The sequence below is a fragment of the Acidimicrobiales bacterium genome (assembly GCA_016794585.1).
GTDB lineage: Bacteria > Actinomycetota > Acidimicrobiia > Acidimicrobiales > DATDAH01 > JAEUJM01.
This window is the reverse complement of the sequence record JAEUJM010000019.1, coordinates 132,421-145,150: the sequence shown is the minus strand read 5'-3', so window position 1 is coordinate 145,150 and position 12,730 is coordinate 132,421. Positions and strand designations below refer to the sequence as shown.

Below are 12,730 nucleotides of genomic sequence, written 5' to 3'. Positions count from 1 at the left end.
ACGGCTCGACCAGCAGCGGAAAGGGAGCCCCCGGGTGCTCACCAGTCTGAAGAACATGTTCAAGGTTCCGGACCTCCGGAACAAGATCCTGTTCACCCTGCTGATGCTGATGCTGTACCGCTTCGGGGCGTTCATCCCCGCGCCGGGCATCGACCTCGGCGCCATCGAGACCCTGAAGGACTCCGCCGACCAGGGCGGCGTCCTCGGGTTCCTCCAGCTGTTCTCGGGCGGCGCGCTCACCCAGTTCGCGGTGTTCGCGCTCGGGATCATGCCCTACATCACCTCATCGATCATCATGCAGATCCTCGCCGTGGTGATCCCCAAGCTCGAGGAGTGGCAGAAGCAGGGGGCGGTCGGCCAGCGCAAGATCACCCAGTGGACGCGCTACCTGACCGTGGCCATCGCGATCATGCAGTCCACCGGCCTCGCCTTCTTGTTCCACAACGGCGGCGGCGGCTTCGGGGGCAACGGCAACAACACCGGCCTCGACCTGATCCCCAACTTCACCATCCCGCGCGTGCTGCTGATCGTGCTCACGCTCACCGCGGGCACGGCGCTGCTGATGTGGATGGGCGAGCTCATCACCCAGCGCGGCATCGGCAACGGCATGTCGCTCCTGATCTTCTCGTCCGTGGTCAGCCAGCTGCCGGCGCAGGGCGGGCGGGTCAAGGCCGAGGCCGGCAACGCGGCGCTGTTCATGTTGCTGGCGCTGTTCATCGTCCTGCTCGTCTGCATCGTGTTCGTCGAGCAGGGCCAGCGCCGGATCCCCGTCCAGTTCGCCAAGCGGGTGGTCGGCCGACGCATGTACGGCGGCCAGAGCACCTACATCCCCCTCAAGGTCAACCAGTCGGGCGTGATCCCCATCATCTTCGCCAGCTCGGTGCTGTACCTGCCGCTGCTGCTGTCGCAGGTGCTGCCGTCCGACGAGGGCAGCTGGGGCGTGAACGTCCAGCGCTGGGTGGACGACTACCTGGCCTCGCCGACCAGCCCGCTCTACCTGCTGATCTACGGCCTGCTCATCATCGGGTTCGCGTACTTCTACACCGCCATCACCTTCGATCCCGCCCAGCAGGCCGACACCATCCGCAAGCAGGGTGGCTTCATCCCGGGCATCCGGCCGGGCCCGCAGACCGAGAAGTACCTGGCCCACATCCTGTCGCGCATCACCTTGCCAGGCGCCCTCTTCATCGCCTCGGTGGCGCTGCTGCCCTCGATCTTCCTCACCATCGTGCTCCCCGCCGGTAGCGCCGGCAGCTTCGCCTTCGGCGGCACGTCGGTGCTCATCGCCGTGGGTGTGGCGCTCGAGACCATGAAGCAGATCGACAGCCAGCTGATGATGCGCAACTACGAGGGGTTCTTGAAGTGAGCAGCCCCGACTCGCCGGTGCGCCTCGTCATCCTGGGCCGCCAGGGCTCGGGCAAGGGCACCCAGTGCGCGCTGCTCGTGGACCACTACGGCATCCCGCACATCTCCACCGGTGACATGTTGCGTGAGGCCGTGGCCGAGGGCACCGAGTTCGGCCTGCAGGCGAAGGCCATCATGGACCGGGGCGACCTCGTGTCCGACGACATCATCGTCGGCGTGGTCGAAGAGCGCCTGGCCAAGGACGACGTGGCCGGCGGCTACCTCCTCGACGGCTTCCCCCGCACGGTGGGGCAGGCCGAGGCGCTCGGCACCATCGCCGCGCCGCGGGTCGTGGTCAACCTCGACGTGCCCACCGACCTCGTGCTCGAGCGCATGTTGCTGCGGGGCCGGGCCGACGACACCACCGAGGCCATCGAGCGCCGGCTCGAGCTCTACGAAGAGCAGACCGCTCCGCTCGTGGCGTACTACGACGACCACGACATACTGGTCACCGTCGATGGCGTCGGGGAGGTCGACGAGGTCTTCGCCCGAGTGGTGAAGGCCGTCGACGCCGCCGTCGCACCGTGACCGACCAGTCGTAATGCCGTGAGGAGGGACGCCCCCGTGCGCCGCACGCCCGAAGAGATCGCGATCATGCGCCGGGCGGGCAAGGTCGTGGCCGAGATGCACGAGTGCATCCGCGCCGCCATCCGACCGGGGGTCACGACCCTCGAGCTCGACAAGATCGGCCGCGACGTCATCGAACGCCGAGGCGCCCGCTCGAACTTCCTCGGCTACCACGGGTTCCCCGCGGTGATCTGCACGTCGCCGAACGACATGATCGTCCACGGCATCCCCGGCTCGTACCGGCTGGAGGAGGGCGACATCATCTCCATCGACTGCGGCGCCATCATCCAGGGCTGGCACGGCGACGCCGCCTTCACCGCCCCGGTGGGCCAGGTGAGCGAGGAGGCGGCCAAGCTCATCAAGGTCACCGAGGAGAGCCTCTACGCGGGCATCGACCAGATGGTCGACGGCAACCGCATCTCCGACATCGGCCACGCCGTGCAGACGGTGGCCGAGGCCGCCGGCTTCTCGGTGGTGCGCGAGTACGTCGGCCACGCCATCGGCACGGCCATGCATGAAAAGCCCGAGGTCCCCAACTACGGCGATCCCGGCAAGGGCCCCAAGCTGCGTGTGGGCAACGTCTACGCGGTCGAGCCCATGGTCAACGTGGGCAGTCCCGCCACCCGCCTGCTCGACGACGGCTGGAGCGTGCTCACCGCCGACGGCTCCCTCTCGTGCCACTGGGAGCACACCATCGCCATCACCGAGGATGGCCCCGAGATCCTCACCCTGCCGTGAAGGCAAGGGGGCGCCCGTCGTGATGCACCGGGCGGCGACCTTCGTCCTACGCCATCGTTGGGTCATCCTCAGCTCCATCTTGGGGATGGTCACCCTGACCGCCGTCCTGGCTCTGCTCCAGCCGAAGGAGTGGGAGACGACGGCGACCGTCACGCTCGACCCGTTTCCGATAGCGGGCCTGCACGCGGGCACTGTCGGCGCGAGTCGTGAGGACGCTATGGCCGGGGAGGTCGCTGCGGCCCGCAGCGAACGGTTCCACGATGGGTTGGCTCAGGACTCCACTCATGACATCACGTTCACCGTGGAGGGCGACGCGTCGACGGCTTCGATGCGGTTCACCGCTACGTCTGACTCTGCCAAGCGCTCCTTCGAGGCCGCGGCCAGCGTCGCCAACGGTTACGTGGCATGGGGGAGACGCCAGCAAGCCGCGGAACGTGCCGCCGCCTTGCAGGGCGAGATTGATGAGCTCAGGGCCGAGCCCGATGGGACGTACGACCCTGAGGTCCTCGATCACCTGAGCGCCGACCTCGCAGCGACCCAGGCCGTCCTCAATCGACTACCCGGCGCCGGGGGGACCCTCACCGACTTGCCGCCGCCCCCCGAACAGCCAGTGCGCCCTGATCTCATGCTCCGCCTGCTCCTCGCAGCGGCGGTCGGCTTGATCGTGGGCCTTGTGGTGTCGCTCATGCTGGATCGGCGTCAGTTGTGGACGGACGCCGTCATTCCCGAGTGGGGGGGGGTCGGTGGTACGCGCGAGCGACGTGGACGCGTCGCCCTGGCAGTCCTCGGGGTCCTACTCCCGCTCGTGCTCGCCGCGCCTGCGCTGGTTGCGGTGGTGTCGGTGTGGGAGCTTCGACCGGTCACTGCTGACACCGAGGTCACCGATTACGCATGTCTCGAGTCCTGGGTCGATGCGGTGCCCGACGGCAGCGCCGTGGCGGTGTCCGAGGACTCGCCCGCGTTCTTCCGTGACCACCTCCACGAGTACGTTCTGCCTCGTCTCACGGTTCCAGGTGAGGGGCGGCCCGCTCCGTTCGTCCTCCGCGTCGCGCCAGGTGACGGGCCACAGGCCTGTGGCGGTTACCACATAGAGGCGCCGAACCCGTGAGCGCGTTGGTGTTTGCGCTCGCCGCGTCAGCGCTCGTGGGCGCGACCGTCGGCTGGCCGGTCGCCCGGTTGGTCGGCGGCACGCGCGCATGGTCGCTTGCCTTGACTCCAGCGGCGGCCGGGGTGGCCTGCTCGCTTGCAGTTGCTCTTAGCATCCTTGCTGAGAGCTCGATGTGGCCATGGCTGCTCATGATCGCGATGGGTGAGTGGGCAGTGCTGCTTCGGTACCGGTCGACAGCTTCCTACGTCCGCTCTGGCTGGTGGGAGACGAGTCCGCTTGTCGTGGCCGCCGTGGTTGCCGCAGCGCCGCTGTTGCTCGTTGACGTTCCGCCGGTCGAGTCCGATGCCAGATCGGCGTGGTGGTTCCATGCAGAGCTGTTCAGGCATGGGGGCTCGATCGCCCACGCAGGCATGGCCGAACCCGCCTTTCGGTTCAGTCGTCCCGCATACCCGCCCTTCGTTCCTGCCGCCATCGCCGCGGTGTGGCACCTCGGTGGAAACCTTGACCGAGAGGTGGCCTTGAGGATCAGCCAGGCGGTGGTTGCCTCGGGGGTCGCGCTCACCGCGTTCGTCGTAGCGACGACCCTCCGCCTGAACCGCCGAGGTTCGATGTTCATCGCCGCATTGGTCGCGGCCACGTGCTGGGGCATGAACGCCGAGGTGGGCCTGAGCGGATTCGTCGATCTCACGTGGCCCTTGTTTCTCGTTCCTGCCGCAGTGCTTCTTCTGTGCGGACGCGACGATCGCCGGACGATCGCGTGCGCTGCTGTTCTCGTCGCGGCAGCGGCTCTAATGAAGACCGAAGCGCAGCCAGCCGCCCTCCTGCTGGTGGCCATAGCGGTGGTGCAAGCCGGCCGGGCGTGGCGCCGACTGCTGCCAGTGGCTCTATCCGCCGTCGGATCGATCGGGTTGTGGACCTTGGTCACGGTGGTCACCGACGCGCCCGCCGAGGAACGAGGCGATTGGTCACGGGTCGTCGACCTGCTGCGGCCTGGTACCGAACCCCACCAGCGCCTTTTGGACGTCCTGTCGAGCATTGCCCATGAGAGCGGCCTGCTCGTCCTCGCGGGCGTCAGCGGTGTCCTCGCTGTCGTTTTGATCGCTCGCTGGGCCCACATCCCGCTTGGTCAGAAGGGCCTCGTCTCGCTGCTGATGCTCGCCGGGGGCTACGTGGCATTTCTCGCCATCAGCCTGGCGGTCTCGGAGGAGAATCTCGACGGATACTTCGTGTCCGGCACCTACCGCTACGTCATCCTCGTGCGTTTGCTCGTGATGGTGGACCTCACGATCGCCTGGGTGGCGATCCTCCGCTCGCTCCAGGTCATCAACGCGCGTGAGACGGTGACTCCGGGCACCCCGCAGGCGCCAGCGCAAGTCGCCTCGTGACTCGACGAAATACTGATCCGGTTTGCGCCGAGTCCGGTGGGGCAAGACTCGGGATCGGCCGGGCCACCGCCGAGGGGCGTCACCACGGCGCCCCGAACCCTCCACCGGCGACCGCGGTGGGTCTGCTAAGGCGCGAGTTGGTGTGGGTGGGGGAGCGCCGCTAGCCTGACCCTTCGGCTCAGAGCCGGCTGTCGCCTCGCGCGTGACGGCCCTGGTTGTGGGCTTCGTGGTCCGCCGGCATCCGGCTGGTCCCCATCGTCGCGAGGAACCCCAGTGAAAGTACGACCCAGCGTCAAGAAGATGTGTGAGAAGTGCAAGGTGATCCGCCGCCACGGTCGCGTGCGCGTCATCTGCCAGAACCCCCGTCACAAGCAGCGGCAGGGTTGAGGGAGAAGATCTGAATGGCTCGCATCGCCGGCGTCGACATCCCCCGTGAGAAGCGGTTGGAGATCTCGCTCACCTACATCTTCGGCATCGGCCGGACCACCGCGCAGCAGGCGTGCGCCGCGGTGGGCATCGACCCCAACACCCGGGTGCGCGACCTGACCGACGAAGAGGTCAGCCGCATCCGCAACTGGATCGACGAGCACATCAAGGTCGAGGGCGACCTTCGTCGTGACATCCAGCAGGACATCAAGCGCAAGATGGAGATCGGTTGCTACCAGGGCCTGCGCCACCGGCGCGGCCTGCCCGTTCGCGGTCAGCGCACCCACACCAACGCACGGACCCGCAAGGGCCCGAAGAAGACCGTTGCCGGTAAGAAGAAGGTGATGAAGTAGTGGCCAAGCCCAAGCCTGGGGGCCGTCGTCCCCGCCGTCGCGAACGCAAGAACGTCGCGTACGGCGTGGCGCACATCAAGAGCTCGTTCAACAACACGATCGTGTCGATCACCGACCAGGAGGGCAACGTCCTCGCCTGGGCGTCGGCCGGCAACGTCGGCTTCAAGGGTTCGCGCAAGTCGACCCCGTACGCCGCCCAGATGGCCGCCGAGCAGTGCGCCCGGCGAGCCATGGAGCACGGGATCCGCAAGGTCGACGTCGTGGTCAAGGGCCCCGGCTCCGGTCGTGAGACCGCCATCCGGTCGCTGCAGAACACCGGCATCGAGGTCACCGGCATCAAGGACGTGACCCCGGTGCCCCACAACGGGTGCCGCCCGCCCAAGCGGCGGAGGGTCTGATGTCTCGCTACACCGGTCCGCGGGCGCGCGTGTCGCGTCGCCTCGGCGTCAACATCTTCGGCACCAAGGGCGAGGTCATCGCCCTCGACCGCCGGCCCTACCCCCCGGGTGAGCACGGACGCAGCCGCCGCCGCGGCAACGTCTCGGAGTACCTGTACCAGCTCCAGGAGAAGCAGAAGGCCCGCTTCACCTACGGCCTCACCGAGCGCCAGTTCCGCAACCTCTACGAGGAGGCCAACCGCAAGGAAGGCGTCACCGGCGAGAACATGCTGCGGTTCCTCGAGCTGCGCCTCGACAACATCGTCTACCGCGCCGGCTGGGCCGCCACCCGCCCGCAGGCCCGGCAGTTCGTCAACCACGGCCACATCAACGTGAACGGCCGCCGCGTCGACATCCCGAGCGCCCGCGTGCGCAAGGGCGACGTCGTGGAGCTGCGCCCGAAGGCGCTCGAGATGATCGCCGTGCAGCAGAACCTCGACGTGCTCGACCGTGCCGCCCCGGCGTGGTTCGACATGTCCGACGGTGGGAAGGTCGCCACCATCCGCGAGCTCCCCGTGCGCGAGCAGATCGACGTCCCCGTCCGCGAGCAGCTCATCGTCGAGCTGTACAGCAAGTAAGCCGTCTCCCCCCGCCGCTCACGCGGCAGCACCCCGGGTTCCCACCCGGTCCACCCCCGACATCTCTTTGAGGTAGCCGCAACCATGCTGGTCATTCAGCGCCCGACGGTCGAGCCCAGCTCCGAAGAGGAGGCCAACCGGCAGAAGTTCGCCGTCAGCCCTCTCGAGCCCGGCTTCGGCCACACCCTCGGCAACTCGCTGCGCCGCACCCTGCTCTCGTCGATCCCCGGGGCGGCCGTCACCCAGGTCCGCTTCGACGACGCGCTGCATGAGTTCGACACCATCGCAGGCGTCACCGAGGACGTCACCGACGTCATCTTGAACCTCAAGGACCTCGTGATGATCTGCCACTCGGAGGAGCCCGTGACGCTCCGCCTCGACGTGCGCGGCCCCGCCGACGTCACCGCGGCGGCGCTCAACACGAACCCCGAGGTCGAGATCCTCAACCAGGACCTCCACATCGCCACCCTGAACGGCAAGGCGCACCTCGCCATCGACATCACCGTCGAGCAGGGCCGCGGCTACGTGTCGGCCGACCGCAACAAGACGTCGTCGACCATCGGGGTCATCCCCGTCGACTCGATCTTCTCGCCGGTGCGCCGCGTGAGCTTCGAGGTGTCCCCGACCCGCGTCGAGCACGACACCGCCTACGACCGCCTCGAGCTCGACATCCTCACCGACGGCTCGATCTCGCCCCGCGAGGCCCTCGCCTCGGCCGGCGCCACGCTGCGCTCGCTCGTGCAGCTGGTCGAGGAGATGAGCGACGAGCCCCAGGGCCTCGAGCTCGGCGAGGTCGCCACCGCCAGCGTCGGCTCGCCCGACCTCGACCTGCCCATCGAAGACCTCGACCTCTCCGAGCGTCCCCGGAACTGCCTCAAGCGCGCCCAGGTCAACACCGTGGGCGAGCTGCTGGAGAAGACCGAGGAAGACCTCCTGGCCATCACCAACTTCGGCCAGAAGTCGCTCGACGAGGTCATCGTCAAGCTCGACGAGCGGGGCCTGAAGCTCCGCACCCGCGACTAGGAGCCCGCCGTGCCCGCAACGCCCCCCAAGAGCCGCCGTCTCGGCGGATCGGCCTCGCACCACAAGGCCCAGATGGCCAACCTCGTCTCGTCGCTCGTCGCCGCCGAGGCCATCGTGACCACCGAGGCCAAGGCCAAGGCCCTGCGCCCCGTGGCCGAGAAGATGATCACGAAGGCCAAGAAGGGCGGCCTGCACAACCACCGCCAGGTCGTCGCCTACCTCAACGACAAAGAGGTCACGGCCAAGCTGTTCGACGAGATCGGCCCCCGCTACGCCGATCGCCAGGGTGGCTACACCCGCATCCTGAAGCTGGGCACGCGCCACGGGGACAACGCCCCGATGGCGCGCATCGAGCTCGTCTAGGCCCCTGGCCCCCGTGGCCCCCGACGCCGAGCAGCAGGACCTGCTCGCCACGGCGCCGGACCCCCAGCACCCACCGGTCGCGGCCCCGTACACGGGGCCGCGGTCTCGCGTCCGCCTGACCGTCGCGTACGACGGCGCCGGCTTCCACGGCTTCTGGCCGAACGACGGCGTGGCCACCGTGGGCGGCACCCTCCAGTCGGCCATCGAGCAGGTGCTCGACCAGCCCATCGCCATCACGTGCGCCGGTCGCACCGACGCCGGCGTGCACGCCTGGGGCCAGGTCGTCTCCTTCGATGCCCCGCAAGGGGTCGACCTGCTGGCCTTCCGGGACTCGCTCAACGCGCTGTGCGGGCCGGCCATCGTGGTGCGTGAGGCGGCGGTGGCGCCGGACGACTTCGATGCCCGGAACTCGGCGACCGCCCGGGCCTACCGCTACACGGTGCTGAACCGGCCGGTGCCCGACCCGTTCCTGGCCGCGACCACCTGGCACGTGCACCGTCCGCTCGACCTGAGCCTGCTGCGGCTCGGCTGCGATCCACTCGTCGGCCACCACGACTTCACCTCGTTCTGTCGCAAGCCACCCCCGCTGGCCAACGGCGAGCCGAGGTCGCTGATGCGCCGGGTCACCGACGCCCGCTGGGTCGACCTGGGCGACGGACTGCTGCGCTTCGACATCGAGGCGTCGTCGTTCTGCCACACGATGGTGCGCAGCATCGTCGGGGCGCTGGTGGCGATGGGCGACGGACGACTGCGCCCCGGCGACATGCGGGGGCTCATGGCTGCTCGCGACCGCCGGGGCATGCCCGCGGTCGCCCCGGCGCACGGCCTCTGCCTCTGGGAAGTCCGCTACTGAGCGCGGCACCGGCCCCGGGACGGCCCACCCCGCCGTTCTGCCCGCACCGGCCTGTTCCGGAGAACCGCCTCGTGTCGGCCGAGCGAAGCGGGTGGGGGCGAGTTGTGGACCCGACGGCGCGCGCCGTATCGTGGTCGGTCGCCTGTCGCGGCCGTTCTCGGCTCGCGCGGCAAAGCCCGGTTCCACCCAACCCGAAGGTTTGCGCTGTGCCCACCTACACCCCCAAGGCCGGAGAGATCGAGCGCTCCTGGCTGGTCGTCGACGCTGAGGGCCTGGTTCTCGGCCGCCTGGCCACCGAGGTCGCGAGTCGGCTGCGCGGCAAGCACAAGCCCACCTTCGCCCCCCACATGGACATGGGCGACCACGTCATCATCGTGAACGCCGACAAGGTCGTCCTCACCGCCGGCAAGGCCGACCGCAAGTTCGTGCACCGCCACTCGGGCTACCCGGGCGGCCTCAAGACGCAGACCTACGCCGACCTCATGGACAAGAAGCCCGAAGAGGCCGTGCGCCGCACGATCAAGGGCATGATGCCGAAGAACCGCCTCGGCCGTTCGATGCTCAGCAAGCTCAAGGTCTACGCCGGCCCGAACCACCCCCACAGCGCCCAGCGCCCCGAGCCCCTCGTGCTCGAGCACGCGCGGGCCCGCGACTGAACGATCGAGATCGAGAGCCTCTGAATGTCCAAGCCCCTGGTGCAGACCACCGGTCGCCGCAAGTCCGCCATCGCCCGTGTCCGCGTGCGTGAGGGCTCCGGCGTCATCACCGTCAACAAGCGCACCGTCGAGGACTACTTCCCGTCCGAGACCCACCGCATGATCCTCACCGAGCCGCTCAAGGTGGCCGAGCTCACCGAGGCGTACGACATCGACGTCACCATCCACGGTGGCGGCCCCTCGGGCCAGGCCGGCGCGCTGCGCCTCGGCATCGCCCGGGCCCTCATCTCCCTCGATCCCGAGCTGCGCCCGGCGCAGAAGGCCGCTGGCTTCCTGAGCCGCGACGCTCGCGAGAAGGAGAGCAAGAAGTACGGCCTCAAGAAGGCCCGCAAGGCACCGCAGTACTCCAAGCGGTAGTCCTTCCCCTCCGATGACCCTGCGGTTCGGCACCGACGGGGTGCGGGGAGTGGCCGACACCGAGCTCACCGACGAGCTCGTCGAGGCCCTCGGCCGCGCCGCGGCGCGCGTCCTGCCCGCCGACCGCTTCCTCATCGGACGCGATCCCCGGGCCTCCGGTCCGCGCATCGAGGCGGCGCTGGCGCGCGGCTTCGCCGCCGAAGGGGTGGGCGTCGACCTGCTCGGCGTGGCGCCGACGCCGGCGGTGGCCTGGCTGTCGGCCGCCGACGGCCAGCCCGCGGCCATGATCTCGGCGTCGCACAACCCGGCGCCCGACAACGGGGTGAAGCTCTTCGCCGCGGGGGGACGCAAGCTCTCCGACGAGGTCGAGGAGCGCCTCGAGGCCGAGCTGGACGCCCTGCTGCACGCCGAGGGCGCCCCGGGGCCCGCCGGTGCAGTGGCCAACGCCAGGGCATCGAGCTCCGAGCCCGTCCACGATCGGGTCCGACGGTGGTGCGACGCCGTGACGGCGTCGATCGACGGGCGGCGCCTCGACGGCCTGCGCCTCGTGATCGACTGCGCCAACGGGGCCGCGTCCGAGGTCGCTGCGCCGGTGTTGCGGGGCCTGGGTGCCGAGGTCGACGTGCTCCACGACGATCCCGACGGCAACAACATCAACGAGGCGTGCGGCTCGACCCACCCCGAGTCACTGCAGGCCCGGGTCGTCGAGGTCGGCGCCGACGTGGGCCTCGCCTTCGACGGCGACGCCGACCGGGTGCTGGCCGTGGACGCCGCCGGCCGCCTCGTGAGCGGCGACCACCTGATCGGCCTCTGCGCCATCGACCGGCACGAGCGGGGCCGCCTCCCCGACGACACCGTGGTGGTCACGGTGATGACCAACCTCGGGTTCCGGCTCGGCATGGCCGAGCGGGGCATCACCGTCGTCGACACCCAGGTCGGCGACCGCTACGTGCTGGAGGCCCTCGAAGCCGGCGGCTGGTCGCTCGGCGGCGAGCAGTCGGGCCACATCATCTTCCGCGACCTCGCCTCCACCGGCGACGGCCTGCTCACCGGCGTGCAGGTGCTCGACGTCGTGGCCCGCACCGGCCGGCCCCTCGCCGACCTCGCCGACGCCACCATGACGCAGCTCCCGCAGGTGTTGCACAACGTGCGCCTCGCCCGCCGCGACCCCGCGGTGGTCGAGCACCTCGCCGCCGACATCGCCGCGGTCGAGGGCGAGCTCGGTGACCACGGACGGGTGCTGGTCCGGCCCAGCGGCACCGAGCCGGTCGTGCGGGTGATGGTCGAGGCGCCCACGGCCGAGCAGGCCGAGGCCGCCGCCGTCCGCCTGGTGGACGCCCTGCACGCCCTCGCCGGCTGAGCCAACCGCGAGGCGGCCCACCGGCGGCGCCGGTGAGCGGTCAGGATCGGGTCCCGGTCGGGGTCTCGTCGCCGTCGGGGCCGGTCGGCGTCCCCTCGGTGAGGTCCACGAGTCGCCCGCCCGAGGGCGGGCCGTACGGCACCAGGTGGTGCCCGCCCCGGCGCACCGCCTCGGCCACCGCCGCCGAGGTCAGGGCGGCGAGCTCGGCATCGCGGCGGGCCCCGGGCCAGGGGTAGCGGGCCAGATCGCCGTCATCCGCCTCGCCCGGGTGCACCGCCAGTTCGACGGTGGCGCCGGGATCGGCCGACAGCCCGTCGAGCAGTGCGAGCAACGCGGACTCGTCGAGGTGCCCGCTCTCGTCGATGCCGAAGTAGGCATCGGGGTGCCACACGGCGGCGGCGTCGGCACGGCGGCGAAGGGTGCGGGCGAAGTGGCGCACGCCGACGCCGGTGGGCGTCCGGGCCCGCGACCACGGCACGCGGAGCGCGGGGACGGACCACTGCTGGGCCAGGGCGGTGACCACGCGGCCCACCATCGGCCACAGGTGGAGGTTGTGGTGGGTGTCCAGGTGGGTGGGCCGGCGACCGGTGGCGCAGAAGGCCTCGAACTGCGCCGTGAACTCGCGCTCGAGGTCGGCCGGGTCGACGCGGCCGACCGCGAGGCGCGGCACGAGCGCCACCGAGCTGAGGGCGAAGCGACCCGTGCGATCCACGAGGCTCGGGACCTCGGCGGCGGTGAGCAGCGGTGGGTCCTCGCCCACCGCGGCGAGGTGGAGCCCGACGCTCAGGTCGGGGACGTCGTCGAGCCAGCCCACGGTGGCGGCGAAGGCCGGGGCCACCGTGATCGCCGAGGTCGCGGTGACGATGCCGCCACGGTGGGCGCGGAGGATCGCCCGCGAGATGCCACGGGTCAGCCCGTAGTCGTCAGCGTTCACCACCAGCCCCGCCACGCTCGCTCCTCCCCACCGCCGCGAACGCTGGCCACCGTACCGTCCGCCTGCCGGACCCGTTCCGTCGGCTGGGCCGTCGTCGGCCGTCGTCCCTCTAGACTGTCCTCCCGCGG

General features: G+C 70.1%; 16 protein-coding genes. 15 read left to right on the top strand and 1 reads right to left on the bottom strand.

Translation table 11 applies throughout. The features are described 5' to 3' along the window. Positions 1 to 34 precede the first annotated feature (34 nt). The 15 genes from secY (at position 35) to glmM (ending at position 11,668) form a co-directional block, all read left to right on the top strand. A complete protein-coding gene (gene secY, locus JNK12_11690) occupies positions 35 to 1,366 on the top strand; it encodes a preprotein translocase subunit SecY (GenBank protein MBL8776593.1) in 1,332 nt (443 codons plus the stop codon). Then, positions 1,363 to 1,932 (top strand): adenylate kinase, encoded by a 570-nt coding sequence (locus JNK12_11685; GenBank protein MBL8776592.1) that lies wholly within the window; start codon positions 1,363 to 1,365, stop codon positions 1,930 to 1,932. The genes secY and JNK12_11685 overlap by 4 nt, the downstream gene beginning before the upstream one ends. 36 nt (positions 1,933 to 1,968) lie before the next feature. Continuing rightward, complete coding sequence (gene map, locus JNK12_11680; protein ID MBL8776591.1) at positions 1,969 to 2,709, top strand: type I methionyl aminopeptidase; 741 nt, start codon at positions 1,969 to 1,971, stop codon at positions 2,707 to 2,709. Positions 2,710 to 2,794: 85 nt separating this feature from the next. Then, positions 2,795 to 3,817, top strand: a complete 1,023-nt coding sequence (locus JNK12_11675; protein MBL8776590.1) for a hypothetical protein — start codon at positions 2,795 to 2,797, stop codon at positions 3,815 to 3,817. Continuing rightward, positions 3,814 to 5,202 (top strand): hypothetical protein, encoded by a 1,389-nt coding sequence (locus tag JNK12_11670; GenBank protein ID MBL8776589.1) that lies wholly within the window; start codon positions 3,814 to 3,816, stop codon positions 5,200 to 5,202. Before JNK12_11675 ends, JNK12_11670 begins: the two co-directional genes overlap by 4 nt. Positions 5,203 to 5,475: 273 nt before the next feature. After that, positions 5,476 to 5,589, top strand: a complete 114-nt coding sequence (gene rpmJ, locus JNK12_11665; GenBank protein MBL8776588.1) for a 50S ribosomal protein L36 — start codon at positions 5,476 to 5,478, stop codon at positions 5,587 to 5,589. A gap of 14 nt (positions 5,590 to 5,603) precedes the next feature. Continuing rightward, positions 5,604 to 5,981 carry a 30S ribosomal protein S13 gene (rpsM, locus tag JNK12_11660; protein MBL8776587.1) on the top strand — a complete coding sequence of 126 codons (378 nt, stop codon included), beginning with the start codon at positions 5,604 to 5,606 and terminating at the stop codon, positions 5,979 to 5,981. Further along, positions 5,981 to 6,379, top strand: a complete 399-nt coding sequence (gene rpsK, locus JNK12_11655; GenBank protein MBL8776586.1) for a 30S ribosomal protein S11 — start codon at positions 5,981 to 5,983, stop codon at positions 6,377 to 6,379. The genes rpsM and rpsK overlap by 1 nt, the downstream gene beginning before the upstream one ends. Further along, on the top strand, positions 6,379 to 6,996 hold the full coding sequence (rpsD, locus tag JNK12_11650; protein MBL8776585.1) for a 30S ribosomal protein S4: 618 nt from the start codon (positions 6,379 to 6,381) through the stop codon (positions 6,994 to 6,996). The genes rpsK and rpsD overlap by 1 nt, the downstream gene beginning before the upstream one ends. Before the next feature lie 84 nt (positions 6,997 to 7,080). Continuing rightward, positions 7,081 to 8,019, top strand: coding sequence for a DNA-directed RNA polymerase subunit alpha (locus JNK12_11645; GenBank protein MBL8776584.1), 939 nt, complete (start codon positions 7,081 to 7,083; stop codon positions 8,017 to 8,019). A gap of 9 nt (positions 8,020 to 8,028) precedes the next feature. Next, positions 8,029 to 8,382, top strand: coding sequence for a 50S ribosomal protein L17 (gene rplQ, locus JNK12_11640; GenBank protein ID MBL8776583.1), 354 nt, complete (start codon positions 8,029 to 8,031; stop codon positions 8,380 to 8,382). Positions 8,383 to 8,395: 13 nt separating this feature from the next. Further along, a complete protein-coding gene (truA, locus tag JNK12_11635; GenBank protein ID MBL8776582.1) occupies positions 8,396 to 9,235 on the top strand; it encodes a tRNA pseudouridine(38-40) synthase TruA in 840 nt (279 codons plus the stop codon). Positions 9,236 to 9,441: 206 nt separating this feature from the next. Then, the gene (rplM, locus tag JNK12_11630) at positions 9,442 to 9,891 is read left to right on the top strand and encodes a 50S ribosomal protein L13 (GenBank protein ID MBL8776581.1); all 450 of its coding nucleotides are present in this window, start codon (positions 9,442 to 9,444) and stop codon (positions 9,889 to 9,891) included. Between the two features lie 24 nt (positions 9,892 to 9,915). Continuing rightward, positions 9,916 to 10,308: a 30S ribosomal protein S9 gene (gene rpsI, locus JNK12_11625; GenBank protein MBL8776580.1), complete on the top strand. Its 393-nt coding sequence runs from the start codon at positions 9,916 to 9,918 to the stop codon at positions 10,306 to 10,308. A gap of 13 nt (positions 10,309 to 10,321) precedes the next feature. Continuing rightward, the gene (glmM, locus tag JNK12_11620) at positions 10,322 to 11,668 is read left to right on the top strand and encodes a phosphoglucosamine mutase (GenBank protein MBL8776579.1); all 1,347 of its coding nucleotides are present in this window, start codon (positions 10,322 to 10,324) and stop codon (positions 11,666 to 11,668) included. A gap of 40 nt (positions 11,669 to 11,708) precedes the next feature. Here glmM and JNK12_11615 read toward each other — a convergent pair whose 3' ends face one another. Continuing rightward, the gene (locus JNK12_11615) at positions 11,709 to 12,617 is read right to left on the bottom strand and encodes a ChbG/HpnK family deacetylase (GenBank protein ID MBL8776578.1); all 909 of its coding nucleotides are present in this window, start codon (positions 12,615 to 12,617) and stop codon (positions 11,709 to 11,711) included. Between the last annotated feature and the right edge of the window lie 113 nt (positions 12,618 to 12,730).